At 74.5% G+C, this 18035-nt stretch carries 14 protein-coding genes and 1 pseudogene; 8 read left to right on the top strand and 7 right to left on the bottom strand.

Annotated elements, in window-relative coordinates; genetic code table 11:
• Positions 1 to 101: 101 nt before the first annotated feature.
• Complete coding sequence (locus ACFVFR_RS03390) at positions 102 to 773, top strand: SMI1/KNR4 family protein (protein WP_383697648.1); 672 nt, start codon at positions 102 to 104, stop codon at positions 771 to 773.
• Between the two features lie 50 nt (positions 774 to 823).
• Here ACFVFR_RS03390 and ACFVFR_RS03385 read toward each other — a convergent pair whose 3' ends face one another.
• Positions 824 to 2704 (bottom strand): hypothetical protein, encoded by a 1881-nt coding sequence (locus ACFVFR_RS03385; RefSeq protein ID WP_383697646.1) that lies wholly within the window; start codon positions 2702 to 2704, stop codon positions 824 to 826.
• Between the two features lie 619 nt (positions 2705 to 3323).
• A complete protein-coding gene (locus ACFVFR_RS03380) occupies positions 3324 to 5072 on the bottom strand; it encodes a bifunctional phosphatase PAP2/diacylglycerol kinase family protein (protein WP_383697644.1) in 1749 nt (582 codons plus the stop codon).
• A gap of 260 nt (positions 5073 to 5332) precedes the next feature.
• Between ACFVFR_RS03380 and ACFVFR_RS03375 the strand changes: the two genes are divergently transcribed.
• Entirely contained in the window at positions 5333 to 5920 is a 588-nt protein-coding gene (locus ACFVFR_RS03375) for a TIGR03086 family metal-binding protein (RefSeq protein WP_383697642.1), read from the top strand.
• A 363-nt stretch (positions 5921 to 6283) separates the two neighbouring features.
• On the opposite strand, the gene ACFVFR_RS03370 is transcribed toward ACFVFR_RS03375, so the two are convergent.
• The gene (locus ACFVFR_RS03370; RefSeq protein WP_383697640.1) at positions 6284 to 6832 is read right to left on the bottom strand and encodes a type 1 glutamine amidotransferase domain-containing protein; all 549 of its coding nucleotides are present in this window, start codon (positions 6830 to 6832) and stop codon (positions 6284 to 6286) included.
• A gap of 511 nt (positions 6833 to 7343) precedes the next feature.
• Here ACFVFR_RS03370 and ACFVFR_RS03365 point away from each other — a divergent pair.
• Entirely contained in the window at positions 7344 to 8138 is a 795-nt protein-coding gene (locus tag ACFVFR_RS03365; protein ID WP_383697638.1) for a SigB/SigF/SigG family RNA polymerase sigma factor, read from the top strand.
• Between the two features lie 101 nt (positions 8139 to 8239).
• Here ACFVFR_RS03365 and ACFVFR_RS03360 read toward each other — a convergent pair whose 3' ends face one another.
• Positions 8240 to 9472: a hypothetical protein gene (locus ACFVFR_RS03360; RefSeq protein ID WP_383697636.1), complete on the bottom strand. Its 1233-nt coding sequence runs from the start codon at positions 9470 to 9472 to the stop codon at positions 8240 to 8242.
• Between the two features lie 250 nt (positions 9473 to 9722).
• Positions 9723 to 10091: pseudogene (locus ACFVFR_RS03355) on the bottom strand (PAS domain-containing protein); the annotation flags it as partial.
• A 189-nt stretch (positions 10092 to 10280) separates the two neighbouring features.
• On the opposite strand from ACFVFR_RS03355, the gene ACFVFR_RS03350 reads away from it, so the two are divergent.
• Positions 10281 to 11318, top strand: coding sequence for an ANTAR domain-containing protein (locus ACFVFR_RS03350; RefSeq protein WP_383697635.1), 1038 nt, complete (start codon positions 10281 to 10283; stop codon positions 11316 to 11318).
• Here the strand turns inward: ACFVFR_RS03350 and ACFVFR_RS03345 are convergent.
• Positions 11260 to 11820: a hemerythrin domain-containing protein gene (locus ACFVFR_RS03345; protein ID WP_383697634.1), complete on the bottom strand. Its 561-nt coding sequence runs from the start codon at positions 11818 to 11820 to the stop codon at positions 11260 to 11262. The genes ACFVFR_RS03350 and ACFVFR_RS03345 overlap by 59 nt on opposite strands.
• A gap of 296 nt (positions 11821 to 12116) precedes the next feature.
• Here ACFVFR_RS03345 and ACFVFR_RS03340 point away from each other — a divergent pair, with 296 nt between their 5' ends.
• Both ACFVFR_RS03340 and ACFVFR_RS03335 read left to right on the top strand, forming a co-directional pair.
• Positions 12117 to 13448, top strand: a complete 1332-nt coding sequence (locus ACFVFR_RS03340; protein ID WP_383697632.1) for an aminotransferase class I/II-fold pyridoxal phosphate-dependent enzyme — start codon at positions 12117 to 12119, stop codon at positions 13446 to 13448.
• 303 nt (positions 13449 to 13751) lie between these two features.
• Positions 13752 to 14855, top strand: a complete 1104-nt coding sequence (locus tag ACFVFR_RS03335; protein ID WP_383697631.1) for an MBL fold metallo-hydrolase — start codon at positions 13752 to 13754, stop codon at positions 14853 to 14855.
• A gap of 126 nt (positions 14856 to 14981) precedes the next feature.
• On the opposite strand, the gene ACFVFR_RS03330 is transcribed toward ACFVFR_RS03335, so the two are convergent.
• Positions 14982 to 15551 carry a hypothetical protein gene (locus ACFVFR_RS03330; protein ID WP_383697629.1) on the bottom strand — a complete coding sequence of 190 codons (570 nt, stop codon included), beginning with the start codon at positions 15549 to 15551 and terminating at the stop codon, positions 14982 to 14984.
• Between the two features lie 281 nt (positions 15552 to 15832).
• On the opposite strand from ACFVFR_RS03330, the gene ACFVFR_RS03325 reads away from it, so the two are divergent.
• Together ACFVFR_RS03325 and ACFVFR_RS03320 are read left to right on the top strand one after the other, a co-directional pair.
• Entirely contained in the window at positions 15833 to 16357 is a 525-nt protein-coding gene (locus tag ACFVFR_RS03325; protein WP_383697627.1) for a GNAT family N-acetyltransferase, read from the top strand.
• A gap of 176 nt (positions 16358 to 16533) precedes the next feature.
• Complete coding sequence (locus ACFVFR_RS03320) at positions 16534 to 17943, top strand: erythromycin esterase family protein (RefSeq protein ID WP_383697625.1); 1410 nt, start codon at positions 16534 to 16536, stop codon at positions 17941 to 17943.
• Positions 17944 to 18035: the final 92 nt, after the last annotated feature.

The following is an 18035-nucleotide window of genomic DNA, read 5'->3' as shown; positions in this document are numbered from 1 at the left end:
CTATATGGGCGACAGGCGGGCCGCGCGGGACAGGCCGGAGCCGTGGCGGGATGACGACACCGCCCGCCCGGCACCCCCACTCCCACCCCTACGGTGAGGGTGTGACAGGTGAACCGAACGCAGAGGAGTCGGCGGCGTTGGTCGCCGCCGCCTGGGCACGGGTGGAGGGGTGGTTGCGCGCCCATGCTCCGGCGTCGGCCGCCCTGCTGCGCCCCGGGGCTGGTGGCGCCGACATCGACGCCGTGGAGAGGTCGACCGGCCTGGTGTTCCCGCCCGCGCTGCGGGCGTGGTACGGGCTGCATGACGGCATCGACGACCCGGAGGAGGGGAAGAGCTGGTGGCCAGCCGGGTTCCTGCCCGGAGGGCAGGGGTGGTATCGGCTGAGCCAGGTGGAGAGTGACTACGTGGTCCACACTCGCGACTGGGAGCGCGAGCCGGGGCGTATCCCGATCTCGTCCACCCCTGGGGACATGCGGTATGGCCGCTACGTCGACGCCCGCCCGAACGAGCCGTCCCACGGCAATCTCGGCCGATGGGCGGCGGACGAGGAACCGGAGCCCATTCCGACGTTCACTTCGGGATGGCCGCTGGGAGCCTGGCTCACGGCGTTCGCCGACGCCATCGAACAGGGTCGCTGTCTCATCGAGCCGGACGGGCGTAGGGATGAGTACAAATGGCCGGCCCTCACCGTGTCCGGCGGACTGACGTGGGTGGACCCGCGAGATGACCCTCCGGCTGCGGAGATAAGGACTCTCTTGCACGGCCCTCGCTAGACGTCATGGGGCCCGACAGGAGTCGGTCCTGTCGGGCCCCATGAATGTCCTTACGGCTTGGGGACTGTGCAGGTCACCGTATTCTTGCTGGCGTCACAGTGTGAGAACTGGGGGAAGTCCACCCAATAGGGGTCGTGATCCAGTAGACGATACTTCGTGGAGAAACCCGAGCTGAACGCGCCACCCATCGAAGTGCCGTTGATCCAATTGGACATGGCAGAGCGCCCACAGACCGCTGCTCCCCATTTCGGGGCTGCCGTACGCTCGTCGTCGTACAGATGCCATTCGCCCTTCTTTACGCGTGTGGCATAGGTCTGAGTGCACTCATTGCCCGAGGCGACGTGGTTTTTGCCCCCTAGCGCGCTCGGCATGCCGCCCGAGTTATAGCTGGAGGCGTAGGCGTACTCGTCGCATGACGCCACGTCGCCTGAGGAGATATCTGTGACCGCCGTGGCATCCGGATGGCCGGACTTGGCTGCCCACCCCGGGGGGCAGATGACCTTCCGATTGTCGTCCGGGTCGCGACCGTGAACGTTCTTGGCAGCGGTCGGCAGGAAGAACATCGGCTTGTTTTCCCTCTTGCTGCCCGGGTGATTGGAGAGCTTGGACTGGATTAGCCACGCGTGCGCGACGGCGGGGGACGTCTTGTTGAAGTTCATCACCCACGTCGGTATGTACGTGTGGAACACGCAGCCTGGTTTCGTGGCGGATATGGTGTCGCAGCGGATCTGAGCATCCTTCGCTGTCCAGCGCGTGGCAGATGGAAGGGCCGCTGGCGAGTAGGTGGTGATCTGGGTGGATAGATCGAGCCTATCGGACGTGTTCGCCGCGTTCCAGGTGTGGTGGACCCTGCCGATCGCCGAATGCGAGAACGGATTCACGCTGACCCATTCCAGGGCTCCGTCCCACGACTCTGGACCTTTGGCGCACCGATCAGCGAGAAGGCAGTCGAATCCTACGTCCAGCGTTGCTGATATGACCTCTGGGTCCATCGACACCGGGACGATGGTGAGCTGTTGGTCGATGGTGGCCGAGTCTTTCGAAAGCTTCACTTCCTGGCCAACAGCCCACGTGGCGTTCGCGATCTCACCGGTGGGCTTTCCGTCCTTGACGATGGGGAACTCGTACTCGTAGTTCAGGCTGGCTACGCACGTCTCGTACCGCTTGATGTGGGAACCGCTGAGGTCGGCGCACCAGTCGACCAGGTGGGGCAGCGGGGCCTTGGCCTGTCCTGTTCCCCTGGTGAGCGCGTCACGCGTCCTCTTGCTGTTGTCCGACACCAGTCGTGAGCACGAGGGAATTCCTGTCGGCTCGTTGGGTTCGCCGCAACTCCACCCGTCCGAAGGGCTGTGACTGGCGGAGCGGGTGCCGGGCGGTACCGGCACTGTTTCTGGTGGGGCGATTTTCTGCGGCTTCTGGTGAGCGTCCTGATTGAGAGTTGGCGCGTTCTTGTCGGGTTCGGGAAGCTTGATGTCCACCACTCGGTTGCGGATCTTGAACTTGGCCCAGGGGGACCACTCGGTCTCGTACAGGCCACCGTCGAAGCCGGAGGTGTGGAATGTGTAGGTGACGCCTGGCTTCAACTTGCCTGAGGGAACCGTGACCTCAGCGGACTTTCCCGAGGCCACGTAACCCGACACGAGTACGCCGTGCTCATCGTCCTTGAGCTTGACCTTGGCCTTCGGGGAGCCGTTGGCATTGGTCGTCCACACCTCGAATGTCAGGGTCGCCTTGTCGCCGTCCCGATCGGTGACGGTGTTGCTCAGTTTGGCCGTGGTCCGGTCGACTTGCCAGACGCCGCCGACCTGTGTGGAGTTCGGCCCGGCCTGCGGATTCTTACCCGACTCGGGCCGGTGTCCGGCCCGGTTCTCCCTTTCTGGTCCTGCCGCCGGGCGCGAGGACGGTGGGGCGTTGGGGTCCAGGGTCGCCACGGATTTCTCACTGGCGACAGCTACCCCGGAGCCGAGTAGCGACAGAGCCGTCATTCCGATGCAAAAGCGAGACAGCATGTGCCTGTCTCTCGATAAACCAAGCAAGAGGTATTCCCCTTCTCGCCCTTGTCGTGTGGTCAAGGGCTGATCGGTTTGATCTCGCGGCGTCGACCTTTCTATAGGGAATCAAACCGGAGTAGCAAGAACATGCATTCGGCCACTGTCGCGGGCGGGTGCGTCGGGACCGTGTGCGGTCTGGTGCGGGGCGGACGTGGGGCCGGTGCCCGCCGCCCACGCCGTCGCGCGTACGGTGCCGGGCTCGACGTGCGGGGGCTCCACGGCCGTGGACTTCGCCACCGGGCCCTGCCACACGGCCGTCACCCGTATGTCACCTCACTCCCCTCGTGGGAGTGCCACAGGAAGCCAGCCTTCGGAGCCGAGTACGCACGCGGGGAGGGCGTTGACGGGCCCCGTGAACCCGGCTGGTTGCTGGGGGGCGGGTTCACGGGGCCTGGTCGCGGTGCGTGGGGCGCTGGGCGTTTGACGGCCGGGGGCCGGTCCTGTGGGTTGCCCTGGGGGCGGGGCGGCTCCTGCGAGGGTCGGCCGAGTGGCGAGAAGCTCAGCCCTCCAGGGGGCGGTAGACGCGGAGCGCTTCGTTCTCCTTGTCCAGGGTCAGGCCGTGCGGGGCGCGGGCGATCTCGCCGTCGTAGGCCAGGTCGGTGCCTTCGGGGATGCCGTCCACGCGCAGCCGTCGCAGCCGGGCCTCCGCGTGGACGGGGGAGCGGCGGAAGACGCCGAGCAGCGCGGCCGACAGCAGGCGGGCGCGGGGCAGTCGGCCGCCATGGACGATGCGTACGTCCAGCAGGCCGTCGGCCAGGTCGTGCCGGCTGGCGGGGGCCGAACCCAGGCCACGGTAGGAGCAGTTGCCCGCGAAGAGCATCCACACCGAGCGGCGTTTGCCGTTGACTACCAGGTCCAGCGGTTCGGAGGTACGCAGCACCTGGGCGGCGGCCAGTACCTCGGCCGCCCAGCCGCCCACGCGCCCGGACCAGCGCTCGCGGATGCGCACCATCTCCGGGTAGCAGCCGATGCTGAAGGTGTTGACGTAGTGCGTGGGCGTCGTCGAGCCGTCGGCGGTGAACCGGGCCAGGTCCACGGCGACCGCCTCACCCGAGGTCACCGCCCGGCAGGTGTCCGCCACCGTCTCCAGACCCAGGTCGTACGCGAAGTGGTTGAGCGTCCCCCCGGGCAGCACCGCCAGCGGCAGGCCCTCGCGCGCGGCCACCGTGGCCGCCGCGCTGACCGTGCCGTCGCCGCCGCACACCCCCAGCGCCCCGCCGACCTCGGCGGCCCGGCGCGCGGCCTTCTCCAACAGCTCGTCCAGCGACGGGGGTTCGGCGCGCGGCGCGGCGGAATCGGGGGAGTCGGCCCGTGTCCGCGCCTTCTCCTCCGGAACCAGGTCGGGCTCCGGGTCGGGTGTGAAGGTCCAGAACTCGGCCTCGGGCAGCGCCTCGCGGATCGGGTCCAACGGGTCGGCCCGGGGCGGCCACACACTGGTGGCGCCCGAACCCGAGTTGGCCACCACGATCAGGCCCCGACCGTCCGGCAGTGCCGGCGCGTCCGTACGCGGACGCGCGGCGGACGGCAACTGCGCCCGCGTCGGCACCAGGCCGCGTACGGCCAGCGCCGCGCCCGCCCCGATGGCCGCGCCCACGATGACGTCACTGGGATAGTGCGCGCCGGTGTAGACGCGGGAGAACGCCACCGACGCCGCGATCGGCGCCACCACGGCGCCCCAGCGCGGCGACTCCAGGGCCACGCCGACCGCGAAGGCGGCGGCCGACGCGGAGTGCCCGGAGGGGAAGGAGGTGGTGATGGGCTGGCGGCGCAGCCGGCGCATCATCGGCACCGCGTGCACCAGCGGCCTGGCGCGCCGCACCGACCGCTTGGCCACGGTGTTCACCGTCAGCGACGCCAGCGTGAAGGAGGCCACCCCGCGCACCGCCGCCCGGCGGGTCGGCCGGTGACCGGTCGCCGCCATCCCCGCCGCGAGGGCTAGCCACAGCCGGCCGTGGTTGGCGCCGTGGCTCAGCCGGGGCAGCACTCTCTCCGCGCCCGGCCAGTGTCGGGAGGCCACCGCGTGGAAGACCCGCTTGTCGAGCCCGACCAGCCAGTGGTCCCCGACGCCGGGGCGGCCCGCCGCGGGGGCGAACACCGCCGTGGTGGCCCCGCCGGCCGCCGGCCGTGGCCAGAACGAGGGCCCCGCGCCCGTCCGCGTGCGCGACGGCAGCGCGGCGGCTATGCCCCGCACCCCGTCGCGCACCCACGCCCCGCGTGCCCTGTCCCGTCGCCCGCCCTGACCTGCCATGCGTCACTCCTTCGCCTTGTTCCACGGGTGGCCGCGCCACAGCTGCCCCGCCTACCCAGCGCCCGCCAGCGTAGGCCCCGACGGGCACGGTACGTCCTGATAGGTCCCGTCAGGCGGCACGCGGCGGCCCGACCCGTACGCCGCGCCCGTACCGCCCCGCGACCCCCGCGCCGCGCCGGCCCCCCGCTCCCGCCGCCCCCGTCGCTTCGCTCGGCGCCGTGCGCGGGCGGGTGGGCGGCGGCGTGGGGACAATGGGGCGTATGGCTGAGACGAGCGAGGAACACCGGGTGGCCCAGCGACACCGCGAGGCCATCGAACTCTTCACCGCGCGGGTGCACGCCATCGGCCCCGACCAGTGGGACGCGCCCACGCCCTGCGCCGACTGGTCCGTGCGGGACCTGGTCAACCACCTGACCGCCGAACAGCTCTGGGTGCCGCCCCTGGTCCGCGAGGGCTCCACCCTCGCGGACCAGGGCACCCGCTTCGACGGCGACCAGTTGGGCACGGATCCCGTGGCGGCCTGGGACGACGCGGCGGCCGGGGCGCTCGCCGCGTTCGCCGAGCCCGGCGCGCTGGCGCGGACCGTCCACCTGTCATCGGGTCCCGGCAGCGCCCTCGGCTACTGCTCGCAGATGACGATGGACGCCGTCGTCCACGCCTGGGACCTGTCCCGCGCGATCGGCGCGGACGAACGGTTGCCCGCGGAGCTGGTCGACTTCGCCGCCCAGGAAGTCGCGCCCTACGCGGCCGACCTGGTCGGGACCGGGCTGTTCGCCCCGCCGCTCACCCCGCCGCCCGGCGCCGACGCCCAGCAGAGGCTGCTGTCCCTGCTCGGCCGGGAATCCTGAGCGGTCGCGCGGGTCCGAGCGGCCTCGGGCCTGAGCGGCCTCGGGCCCGAGCACCCGCACCGGACCTGAACGGCTCCGATCCAGGCGGTCCCGCCTCAAGCCACCCGCCCCGAGCCACCCGCGCCAGGTCCAGGTGCGTTAGCCCCGGTACCTCACGCCCGGGTGCCCCAGCGCCAGGCCGGCCCGCCCCCGGCCGCGGGTGCTGAGTCCTTGAGCGCCGGACCAGCCCCGGCTGGGCTGGCCCCAGCCTCGGGGCGAGGCGGCCTCGGGGTGACGCAGCCTCGGGGTGACGCGGCGCCAGGCGGCCCCGACCGGTCGCGGAGTTCACCCACCCCGGCGGGCCCCGGCCGCCGGGTCGAGCCGCTACCGGCCCCCCGAGACGTGGGCGAACTCCGCGAGGAACGCCGCGTCGAAGGCGGACAGGTCATCCGGCTTGCGGCTGGTGACGAGCACGTTGGGCCCGTCCGAGCAGACCACCACCTCCTCGTCCACCCACCGCCCCCCGGCGTTGCGCACGTCGGTGCGCAGGCTGGGATACGAGGTGAGGGTGCGGCCCCGGACGACGTCGGCCTCGACCAGGGTCCACGGGGCGTGACAGATCGCCGCGACCGGCTTGCCCGCCGCGAAGAAGTCCCGCACGAAGCCCACCGCTCCCGCGTCCTGCCGTAGCGCGTCCGGGTTGGCCACCCCGCCGGGCAGCACCAGACCGTCGAACTCCTCGATGCTGACCTCGCTGACCAGCTGGTCCACCGGAAAGGTGTCGGCCTTGTCGAGGTGGTGGAACGCCTGGACCTCGCCGGCCGCCGTGGACAGCAGCGACGGGGTGCCGCCGGCGGCCCGCACGGCCTCCCAGGGATCGGTCAGTTCGACCTGCTCGACGCCCTCGGGCGCGGTGAGAAACGCGACTCGCATGTGAAGTCCCTTTCCGTGTGCGTGGTGTGGGGGTGTGCGTGGGGACGGGGGTGGGTGGGGGTGTGCTCGGGCCGTGCCGGTTCCCGTGCTCGGGTGCCCGGGCGCGGCCGGGTGTGTCGGGGCTGGCGCCGGGGCGGGGCGTTCGTGGGGGTGTGGGGGAGTGGCGCGGGCCGGGGGTGGGTGTGTGTCGGGTGTGGCGCTGTCGGACAGGTCATGTGTGCCCCGACTCCCTCGATAGTTGCTCCGACGTGTGTGCGCCAATCGGGGGGCTTCGTCGTACGGAACACCCCGCTCGACGGCCCGTACCAGACGACTGCCCGTAACCGGCGGGGTTTGCCCCCGCCGACCCTCGGGCACCCGACGAACTGTGCTTCGGACCGGAGGCACACTCGCGGGAGGCACTGGCTGCCCGTGTGGGCCACTCCGGTCCGCGTACGCCCCCTCCCGCGACGACATTCCCGCCCGCCGTCCCCCACGGCGCGGCAGATGCCACCGACCAAGGGAGCGGAACATGACGTCCGTACGCGCACGTAGGCGGCACCCGCACGACGACGCCCCGGACACCTCGGCGGAGTTCCGGCGCATCGACGAACTGCCCGACGGCCCGGAGAAGGACGACCTGCGCCAGCGCGTGATCTGCGCCTGGATGCCGATGGCCGAACGCATCGCCACCACCTACCGCAACCGGGGCGAGAACAGCGAGGACCTGAAGCAGGTCGCGCTGCTCGGCCTGGTCAAGGCCGTCAACCGGTACGACTCGGGCCGGGGGTCGGCCTTCGAGAGCTACGCCGTGCCCACCATCGTCGGCGAGGTCAAGCGGCACTTCCGGGACCACCTGTGGAGCCTGCACGTGCCGCGCCGGGTGCAGGAGCTACGCCAGAAGGTGCGGGCCGCCATCCAGGAACTGACCCGCACCCCCGACGGCCGACGCCCGTCGGTGGCGGACATCGTCCAGCACACCGGGCTGACCGAGGACGAGGTACGCACCGGCATGGGCGCCCTCGACACGTTCGCCGCGCTCTCCCTCGACGCGGAACTGACCACCGCCGCCGACGGCTACTCGCTGGTGGACACGCTCGGCGCCCCCGAGCCCGACTACGACCGCGTCGTGGACCGCGAGGCCGTCAAGGACAAGCTGCACGACCTGCCCGAACGCGAACGCCGCATCCTCTACCTGCGGTTCTTCTGCGACATGACGCAAAGCCGGATCGCCGACCAGCTCGGCATGTCCCAGATGCACGTCTCCCGCCTCATCAACCGCACCTGCACCCGCATCGGCCGCCGGGTGATGGCCGACGCGGCGTGAGCGCCCGCGCCCCCGTCCCACGCCCTCGCACCGGGCCCCCACCCCGCGCCCGGCGCGCCCGGCGCGCTGGGGCGCACCGGGCCAGGCGGCCGGCTGACGGTTCAGCGCGCCGCGCCGAGCGGACCGGTCGGGCTCGCGGCCGTGGCGGTGGGGCGCGCCGCGCGGTCCAGCGCGAGGGCGAGGTGACGGGCCGTTCGGTCGACGGCCCCCGCCTCGGCCATCTCGAAGGCGCGTCGCGCGCCGGTCCGGAACAGGGTGAGCGCGCCGCGCACCGGCCCGTCGGCCGCCACCCGCAGCGGTACGCACAGCAACGAGGTCACCTCGGCGGACACCAACACCGGCGCCCCCTCGGCGTCCAGTCCGAAGGCCCCGACGTCCTCGGGGCGCACTTGGAGCGCCGAGGCTCCGGTGCGTACGACGGCGGCCACCAGTGGGGAGTCGGCCGGCTCGCGCGCGGCCACGGCCGACACCAGCTCGCCTCGGCCGTCCGGGCCACGCACCACGAGCCGACGCGGCGCGCCCCCCGCGCCAGCCCTCGGGCGGGCTTCCGCGCCCACCTCCGGGCCGGCGCCCGTGCTCACCTCCGGGTCGGCGTCCGTGCTCACCTCCGGGCCGGCGCCTGTGCTCACCTCCGGGTCGGCGCCTGTGCTCACCTCCGGGTCGGTGTCCGTGCCCACCTCCGCGCTGACCGGCGTGTCGGCGTCGGTCGGGGTGACGGGTGCAGCCGAGGCGGCGGGTTCGGACGCGGGAGCGGCCACCGCCGTGGGGGTGCGGGCCGGGTCGGCGGGTTCGGGCGGCGGGGGGTTGGTCCCGGTGGGGGCGGCGGCGTGGGGGAGCGCGTCGGCGCTGGGGGAGGCCGGGGGCCTGGTCGCGGGTGCGTCGGGTGCGTGACTGGTCGTCGGGGTGGTGGGCGCCCGGTCCGTCCAGTCGATGATCACCCAGTCGGCGAGGTGCCGCCGCAGGGCGTGGGCCGCGTGCGCGGCGACCGCCGCCGGGGTGGCGGTCGGTTCCGCGCCGAGCAGTGCCGTGGCCACGGCGTCCACCGCGTCGAGTACCTCCGTCCGGCGCGAGACCTCGGCCAGGTCGGGCGTGGGCGGCGCGAGGTGGGCGCCGAGGGTGAAGGCGGCCGGCGCGGGGGCGCTTGGTGTGCCGTCGGCGTCCGCGGGTTGGAACACCGCGAGGACGGCCAGCCGCCGCTCGTCCGGCGGGTGTATCGCCCCCAGTGTCACCCACACCCCGTCCGAGCCATCCGCGAGGACATCCCGCCCCCCGTCCACCGCGCCGCCTCCGCCGACCTCCCCGGCTTCGCCGACGCCCCCGACCCGCCCGGCCATTGCTGGCTTCCTCGGCGCGGTCGCGGGCCTGGATGATGTCACCCGACCAGCCGACCACCAGGCAGGGGCTGGGCCGGCCCCCCCCCCCCCCCCGGGGGGCCCCCCCCCCCCCCCCCGCGGCCGCCGCCCGGGCCGGACCCGCCGCCCGCGCGTGCGCACCGCGCGGCACGCGCGTCAGCAGGACGCGCCCGCCCTCACCGCGCGCGACCGCCGCTATCTGCGAGCGCAGCGCGGCCCGGCTGTCGGGTCGGAACCAGCCGGTGAGCGTACGACCGGTGGCGTACCCGGCGCGCGTACCGAAGAGCTCGGTGGCGGCGAGGTTCATCCGCCGGACGACCGCCTCCCGGTCCACCAGCGCGACCGCCACCGGCAGTCGCTGGAACAGGGCCCGCAACAGCCGCTGCTCCTGGGCGCTCGCGCGCCCCTCGCCCTGCGGCGGTGACCCTTGCTCGAAGCGCGGCCACAACACGTCCGCCGCGTGCTGGAGCTCCACCAACGCCGCGTCCAGCGCCCCGAGCCGTTCGGCCGCCGGCAGCGCCCGGACGCCACGCAACTCCGCGACCCGCCGGCGGAAGTCCGTGAGTTCCTCGCTGAACTCCTCGTGCACACCCTCTGTCATGGCCACACGCTAACCGCTGTGCCGCTCGCCCCGACCCCGCCCCGGACCCGGCCCCGCCGACGGGACGCGCCCGCCCGTTCGCCGTTCACCCGCCCGTTTCCCGGGTCTCACCCCCGGGCAGCCGAACGAGGGTGAGGACCGGGAAGCGACCACCGCCAGCCCGAGGAACCGGACAAGGAAGCCCGCGACATGCCCGACCGTGTACCCACCCCGCCCCGCTCGCCCGCCGCCATCCCCCTCGCCGTCGTCCCGTCGGACGCCGGGGCCGGGTTCGACCGCGAGCTGACCCGGCTCGCCGAGCAGGCCGCCGCGCACACCCCCGGCGGTTGCGGAGTCACCGTCACCGCCGTCGCCGCCCGCGACGTGGCGGCCCCGAGCGGGCCCGACGCGGGCCACACCCCGCGCCCGGAGGCGGCCGACCGCCTCCCCCGCACCCGCCTGCCCGCGCACCGGCCGGCCCCCGCGAACCACCCCGCCCCCCACCCGGCACCACAGACGTACCCGGCCACACCCGACCCCCGCGACGCACCCGACCCCCGCTCCGTGCCCGGCACGCCCGACACACCCGTCACCTCCGCCGCGCCCGACGAGGCCGAGGTGGTCGCCGTGGAGGTGGAGCAGCGGCTGACGGCCGCCACCCACCCCGACCTGTCCGCCCTGGTCGCCGCGCAACTCTCCCGGGGCGAGGGCCCGATCCCCGCCGCGCTGCGCACCGGACGCCCCAGCGTCGCGGAGGACCTGCTACGCGAGCGCCGCTGGCCGCACTACCGGGCCGACGCCCTGGCGGTCGGCGTACGCACCAGCCTCACGCTGCCCTTCGCGTACGACGGGCTGGACGTCACCATCACCCTGTACGGCCTGCGCCCGGGGGTCCTCGGCCCCGCCGACCGGGAGCGCGTCGAACTGCTCGGCGACCTGACCGTCGCCAACCTGGTGTGCGCCAGGCGCTACCGGGCCGCGCTCGTCGAGGTGGACCAGTTGGACACCGCGCTGCGCACCCGCCCCGTGGTGGACCAGGCGTGCGGCATCCTCATGCACATCACGGGCCGCGACGCGCCGGCCGCCTTCGACCTGCTGCGCCGGATGTCGCAGCGCTCCCAGCGCAAGCTGGCCGAGCTCGCCGAGACCGTGGTGCGCAGCCGGGGGCGCGGGCTGGAGGAGCAACTCCTCACGTTCGGTCGGACAACCAGTCCCGCACCCGGTCCACGAGCCCGATCCCGGGGTTGACCAGCTTGTTCAGCGGCGGCTTGTCCGGCGCCTCGGGGTGCGGATGGGTGGGCGCGCCGCGCTTGGCCGCCATCAGGTGTCGGCCGAGCTCCACGCGCCGCTCCGCGCTCAGCCGCTGCCGCAGCCCGGGGAGGAGGACCTCGTCGGCGAACCGGCTGTGCGTGGCGAGCTCGTCGGCCAGCCGGCTCACCAGGTCGTCGAAGCGCTCGTTGGCCGGGTCCAGACCGTCGAGCTCGTTGAGGGTGGCCTCCACGGCCGCCTGGTGGCGCAGGTCGGCGTCGGCGAGCGCGTCCCCGTCGAACAGTTCCGCGCGGACCACCGGATACAGGTACTCCTCCTCGGCCACCGTGTGCGCCACCACCGCCACGGTCACCCGCTCGACCAGCGCCAGCCGCTGCTCGGGGTCGGAACTCTCACGGAACGCGACGAGCAGCCCCTCCACGCGTCGGTGGTCGCTCTCCAGCATCTCCAGGGCGTCCCGTCCCTCGGACCTGGTCACCATGACGCCCCCTTTCCCTTCCTTCTCCCGCGCTCCGTGCTACCGCCCGCCGCCGCACCAGCCAGCGCCCGGCCGCGCCGGTCACCGCCGTGCCGGGCACCAGCCGAGTGCCCGCGCGCCCGGCTGACAAACGCGAGGAACCCCGCCCCACGTGTCGGCCCGTCACGCCGGGCGGGCGATCTGCGAAGGTGGCAGTGATATCGAAAGCTGTCCATAGTTGTCTGCGGTTGTCCGCGACTGTCCGTACGAAGCTGTGGCCGGTCCTTGCCCGCCCACCCCGCCCGCCGACGGAGGTACCGATGCAGCGGCCCGCCCCGGCCCCCCAGCGCACCGGGGACCCCTGGGCGGCGGAGGCCGCGCTGCCCCCGCTGCCCGAGCTGGCCGCCGAGCTGGCCACCGCCACCGACCGTGGCGGACCGGAGCCGGTCGGTGGCGCGCCGGAGCTGCGCCGCGCGGCCTGCGGGTACTGGGCGCGGCGGGGCCTGCCCACGGCCCCCGACCAGGTGCTGGCCGGGCCCGGGGCACAGCCCCTGCTGCTGGCGCTGCTCGCGGTCACCGGCGGCGACGTCCTGCTGACGCGCCCGTCGGCCCCCTGGTACGCGCCGCTGGCCCGACTCGCCGGCCGCCCCTCCTACCACGCGCCGGCGCCGGCCCCCTGTGGTGGCGTACCCGATCCGTTCGCGCTCCTGGAGACCGTGCGCCGGGTCCGCGCCGAGGGCGGCGACCCGCGCGTCCTACTGCTCGCGGTGGCCGACGACCCGACCGGCACGGTCGCGCCGCCCGAGCTGCTGCACGAGGTGTGCGAGGCCGCCGAGGCGGAGGACCTGCTCATCGTCAGCGACGAGACCTGGCGCGACACCGTCCACCCCACGGCCGACGGGCCAACCGGCCCGGACCGGCCCCCGGCAGCGGCTCCGCCCGCCCCGACGGTCGGCCACCCCGCGCCCCCCGGGCGGCGCGCGGACTGGTCGGGGCCGGCTTCGCCGGGGGAGTCCGTCGTGGTCAGCCCGGCCGAGATGGTGCCGGAGCGGGTGGTGGTGCTGGCCGATCTCGGTGGCGCCCTCGCCCCGCCGGGCTGGCCCGCCGCCGTCGCCCGGCTGCCCGACTCCGCGCGAGGGGCGGCGGCGCGCCCCGGGCTGCTGGCCGCGCTGGCCGCCGTGCGCGGGCAGCTCGCGACCCCGGTGGCCTCGGCGGCCCGGTACGCGCTGGGCGAGCCGGCACCGGTACGGGCCCGCACGGCCGCCGCAGCCCGCGCCTACGGCGCCGTCGGCACCGCCGCCCACGACCGGCTGAGCGCGCTCGGCGTGCTGGCCCGCCCACCGCGCGCGGGCCACCACCTGTACGCCGACCTGGCCGAGCTGCGCTCGCCGCTCGCCGCCCGGGGCATCACCGACGCGTTCGACCTCGAACGTCACCTCAGCCGGCGACTGGGGCGGCCGGTGCCCGGCGGCCACCGGTTCGGCGACGACCCCGACGCCCTCCGCGTCCGGCTGTCCACGCTCCCGCTGCTCGGCGCCGACGACGCCCAGCGGCTGGCCGCGCTGGCGGCGCCCGACCCGATGGAATCCCCGCACGCCCGCGCGGCGTTGACCCTTCTCGAGTCGGCCTTCGGCGAGCTGGCGGCCGGCTGACCCGCCCGTACCGGCCCCGGCCGCGCCCCACTGCCTCCCCGCCACCCCCGACCGGTTTCCCCCGCCCCGACCGGCCTCCACCCGTTCCTCAGCCCACCCGCGGCCCTCCCCTCGACCGCCGCCCACAGGCCCGGCCCCGTCCGTCCCGCGCGGTGGCCGCCCTACCGCACGGTGTGGCGCCGCCGCCGGCCCGTCCGCCTCGGGCCGGGTGGGCCCGTCGGGTGGCGGTCCGGGCGGGGTAGCTGTGGGAGAGCGGGTGGGGCCGTACCCGAGCCCGCTCGTTCACCGATGGGAGCCTTGCCGATGACCGACCAGACCGAGTGGTCCCGTACGGACGCCGGCCTCCGGGGCCCGAGCCGTCCGCACGCCCCGCACCGGCCGCGTGCCAACCCGGGCCCCCGCGCGCTGCCGACGCCCCGCCCGCTGGGCGAGGCACGCCGCTGGCCTCGGACGTTCGCGCACCGGCTGACCGCCCCGCTGCCCGGTGTGCGCGCGCTGGCCAGGGTGGCCCGTGAAGGGCTGCTGCGGCCCTCGGGCGCGGCCCTGCGGACCGTTCCGGAGCTGCCGTTCGCGCCCGGACCGTTGCCCGTTCCCGAGGCCGGCGCGGTGGCGGTCACCTGGGCGGGGCACGCCAGTTGGGTGATCCGGGTGGGCGGGCTGACCGTGCTGACCGACCCCGTCTGGTCCCGGAGGATCCTCGGCACCCCGGCCCGGTTGACGCCGGTGGGCGTGCGCTGGGAGGACCTGCCGCGCGTGGACGCCGTCGTGATCAGCCACAACCACTACGACCACCTGGACGCGCCCACCCTCCGGCGGCTGCCCCGCGCCACCCCGCTGCTGGTGCCGGCCGGGCTCGCCGCCTGGTGCCGCCGCCGTGGCTTCACCCATGTGACCGAACTCGACTGGTGGGAGGCGGCGGAGCTGCCCGCACCCGAGGGCGGCGCGGTCCGCTTCGACTTCGTGCCCGCCCACCACTGGAGCAAGCGCGGCCTCACCGACACCTGCCGCTCGCTGTGGGGCGGCTGGGTGCTCACCGCCCCGCGCGGCGCGGACGACGGGCCGCCGCACCGGGTCTACTTCGCCGGTGACACCGGCTACGGCCACTGGTTCACCGAGATCGGCGACCGCTACCCCGGCATCGACCTGGCGATGCTGCCGATCGGGGCGTACGACCCGCGATGGATGCTGCACCCGGTCCACACCGACCCGGAGGAGGCGGTTCGCGCGCTCGGTGACCTCGGGGCCCGCCGGCTGGCGCCGATGCACTGGGCGACGTTCCTGCTCTCGGCCGAGCCGCCGGTGGAGCCGCTCCACCGGGTGCGGGCCGCGTGGGCGGCGACCGGGCGCGCGCGGGAGGACCTGTGGGACCTGCCGGTGGGAGGCTCACGCGTGCTGGCCGCGCCCTGACCGACGGCGCGCCCGACGCCCGTCGCGAGGGAGCCGGGGCACGCGGCGGGCCGGGGCCCGGGCCGGTGCTGGGGCACGGTGGGGGAGGCGTACGGGCTGGCGTCCCCGCGGCACGCGGGAGGCCGGTCACCCCGCCGTGGGGCGCTCCGCCCGGCGCCGGCGGTGGTAGGCGAGGGCCAGGACGATGGTGATCGGCCCCCACACGGCGGTCGGCGCGATACAGACCGCCGCGAGCGTCCGCCAGGCGTCGTGGGAGTAGCCGACGCCGTCGATGACGCCGTACACGGTGAGTTGGCGGCCGTCGCCGAGCGGCAGGCTGGTGAACAGCGCGGTGAGGATCGCCCCGCCGACCAGGGCGGGGACGACAGCGGCCAGCGGCCGGACGCGCCTGCCGCCGATCCACGGCAGCCAGGCCGGCGTCACCTCGCCCCACCCCCGTACCAGCCCGATGGTCAGGATCGCGGTCAGCTCGCTCAGCGCGCTGAGCGCGAGGACGTACGGGACCGAGATCCAGGCGGGCGGCATGCCCCCCTCCTGGATCTGGCCCATCTCGAAGTGCCAGGCGAACGGCAGCCGCCACAGACACGACGGCAGCAGGAGCAGCGGCAGCGCGTAGGCCAGGCGTACCGCCCAGCGGGGAGTGGGCCGCGCGGTGTCACTGACGGGCGGGGGTGTGTGCGGGAACCTCAGAGCCATGGCGCGATCCTGACGTGACGCGCCCACCTAGGGGATCAACCCTCGGGACCGACCCGCTACCCCGCGTGGAGGAGTTCCGCCAGCGACCGCGGGCTGACCCGCCACCGCCGACGGGCGACCGGCGGTTGACGCGCGGAACCCGGGCCCGTCCCGCCGCGTCGGCGCGCGTGCGCCGCCCGGCCGGGCGGCTCGGGGGCCCGCCCGCCGGGACGGGACCTCATCCCAGCGGCGTACGGCCGCCGGCCGGTACGCCCGCGCCCCGTGCCCCGTACGGTGGCCCGATGAGCGCGAACTTCACGGTCACCACCGCCACTTCCGACGCCGGCGATGTCATAGGAGAGATCCACGCCGCGTCGTGGCGTGCCGCCTACGCCGGCTTCTTCGCCCCGGACTTCTTCGCGGAGGCGCTGCGCAGCCGCCGCACCAAGTGGCACGACGTCCTCACCCGGCAGTGCCGGAACACGGCCCTGCTCGGCGCCTCGGACGGGCGGCCACTGGCGTTCTCCTACTTCGGCCCCTCGGCGCCAAAGGAGGCGGCGGGCCCGGACGCGGTGGAACTCTTCGGCTTCTACGGCCACCCGGACGGCTGGGGCAGTGGCGTCGCGGGGGCCCTGATGGCGGCCACGCTGACCGCGATCCGCGAGACCGGGGCGCGGCGGATCGACCTGTGGACGCTGCGCGACACGCCCCAGTCGCGCCGCTTCTACGCCAAGCACGGCTTCACCGAGTCGGGCCGCGTCCGCGACTTCGACTACGGCGACGGCCACCCGCTTGCCCAGGTGGAGTACGCGCTCACCCTCGACTGACCTCCGTGAACGCCCGGTCGTCCGCGCGTCACCGCACGGGGCACGGGCGGGACCCTGGTCCCAGCGGACGGGCCGTACGCGGGACCCTCCTCCCCGTGGTGGCGGCGCCGACAGGCCCCGGGGCCTCGTGCCCGTAGCCGATGTGCCGCCCGGTCGGATCTTCCTAGCCTGCGGGTATGCGATCACCCAAGACGCCGGACACCCACGGCACCCCGCGCTCCACCGCCACCGGTCACCGTTCCGCGGCCAGGCGGCGCGCGCACCGACTGCTGTCGGCCATGCCGTTGGCGCTGTGCCTGGCCGCCGCCCCGGCCGTCGAGGCGGCGGCCAGCGCCGACACCCGGCCCGCCGACCCGGCCCGGGCGTTGGCCCGTATCGACCATCCGCTGCGCTCCACCCAGGCGGGCGCCCCCTTCGACGGCGACCTGCGCCCGCTGGGCCGGATGGTCGCCGACGCGTTGGTCGTCGGCGTCGGCGAGGCCACCCACGGCTCCGGCGAGTTCGTCACCACCAAACACCGCCTCTTCCGCTACCTGGCCGAGCACCAGGGGTTCACCACCTTCGCCTTCGAGATCCAGTGGAGCGCCGGCCAGCGGCTGGACGCCTGGGTCCGGGGCGGCGGGGGCGACCTCGCGACCCTCATGGACGAGGAGTTCCAGAACGGCGGCGCCCTGTGGAACACCGAGGAGATGGCCGACCTGTTCCGCTGGATGCGGAACTGGAACCGCACCCACGACCGGCAACTGCGCGTCGTCGGCGACGACGTGGCCTACGCCGGGCCCGAACTCTTCGACAAGGTCACCGCGTACGTCGGCCAGCACTATTCGGCCCTGCTGCCCACCGTCGAGCGCCGGTACGCGGCCTCGCGGCCGACCGCGGGCATGAACGAGACGATGGAACGGTGGAAGGTGGCACCGCTCCCCGAGCGAGCCCGGGCGCGGGACGACGTACGGTCCGTGCTCGCCCTCCTGGAACGTCAGCGCCCGCCGGCGGACCGCGCCGCGCACGCCCTCGTCCTCCAACACGCCAGGTCCATCGCCCAGGTGGGCACCCTGTACGGGCACGACCTGGTCAACGACGCCCCCGCCGCGATGCGCTACCGCGACCAGGCGATGGCGGCCAACACGCTGTGGTGGCAGCGGCACACCGGCCAGCGGGTGTTCCTGTCGGCCCACAACACCCATGTGGCCGGCGAGTCGGCCGCACCGGAGTACCAGCCGGTGACCCAGGGCCAGTTCCTGCGTGAGCGGCTGGGCGGGCGGTATGTCAACCTCGGCTTCACCTTCGGGCGGGGCGCCTTCAACGCCGTCGACCCGCGGGACCCGGACAAGGTCTACCGTCCCGTCACGCTGGGCCCGTCGAAGCCGGGCAGCGGGGAGCGGACCCTGGAGCGGGTGGCCCGGGGGGACTTCTACCTGGACACCCGCACCGCCTCCGGCACCGCCCGCGACTGGCTGTCCGCCACCCGCCCGGTCCGCAGCATCGGTGCCTCGTGGCCGGCGGCCGAGTACGAGCCCACCCGGCTCGCCCGTGGCTACGACATCGTGCTCCACCTGCACCAGGTCACCGCGACCCGGATGCGCTGACACGCGTCGGCCGGCCCGCTGACCGGCCCCGACGCGCCACCCCCGCCCTGCCCGCCGATCCCGTTCGTACATCGCTCCCACCACCCACCCGA

It is taken from the genome of Streptomyces sp. NPDC057702, from assembly GCF_042799315.1.
Taxonomy (GTDB): Bacteria; Actinomycetota; Actinomycetes; order Streptomycetales; family Streptomycetaceae; genus Streptomyces.
The sequence above is the reverse complement of the archived record's forward strand: the minus strand, read 5'-3'. Positions and strand labels throughout refer to the sequence as shown.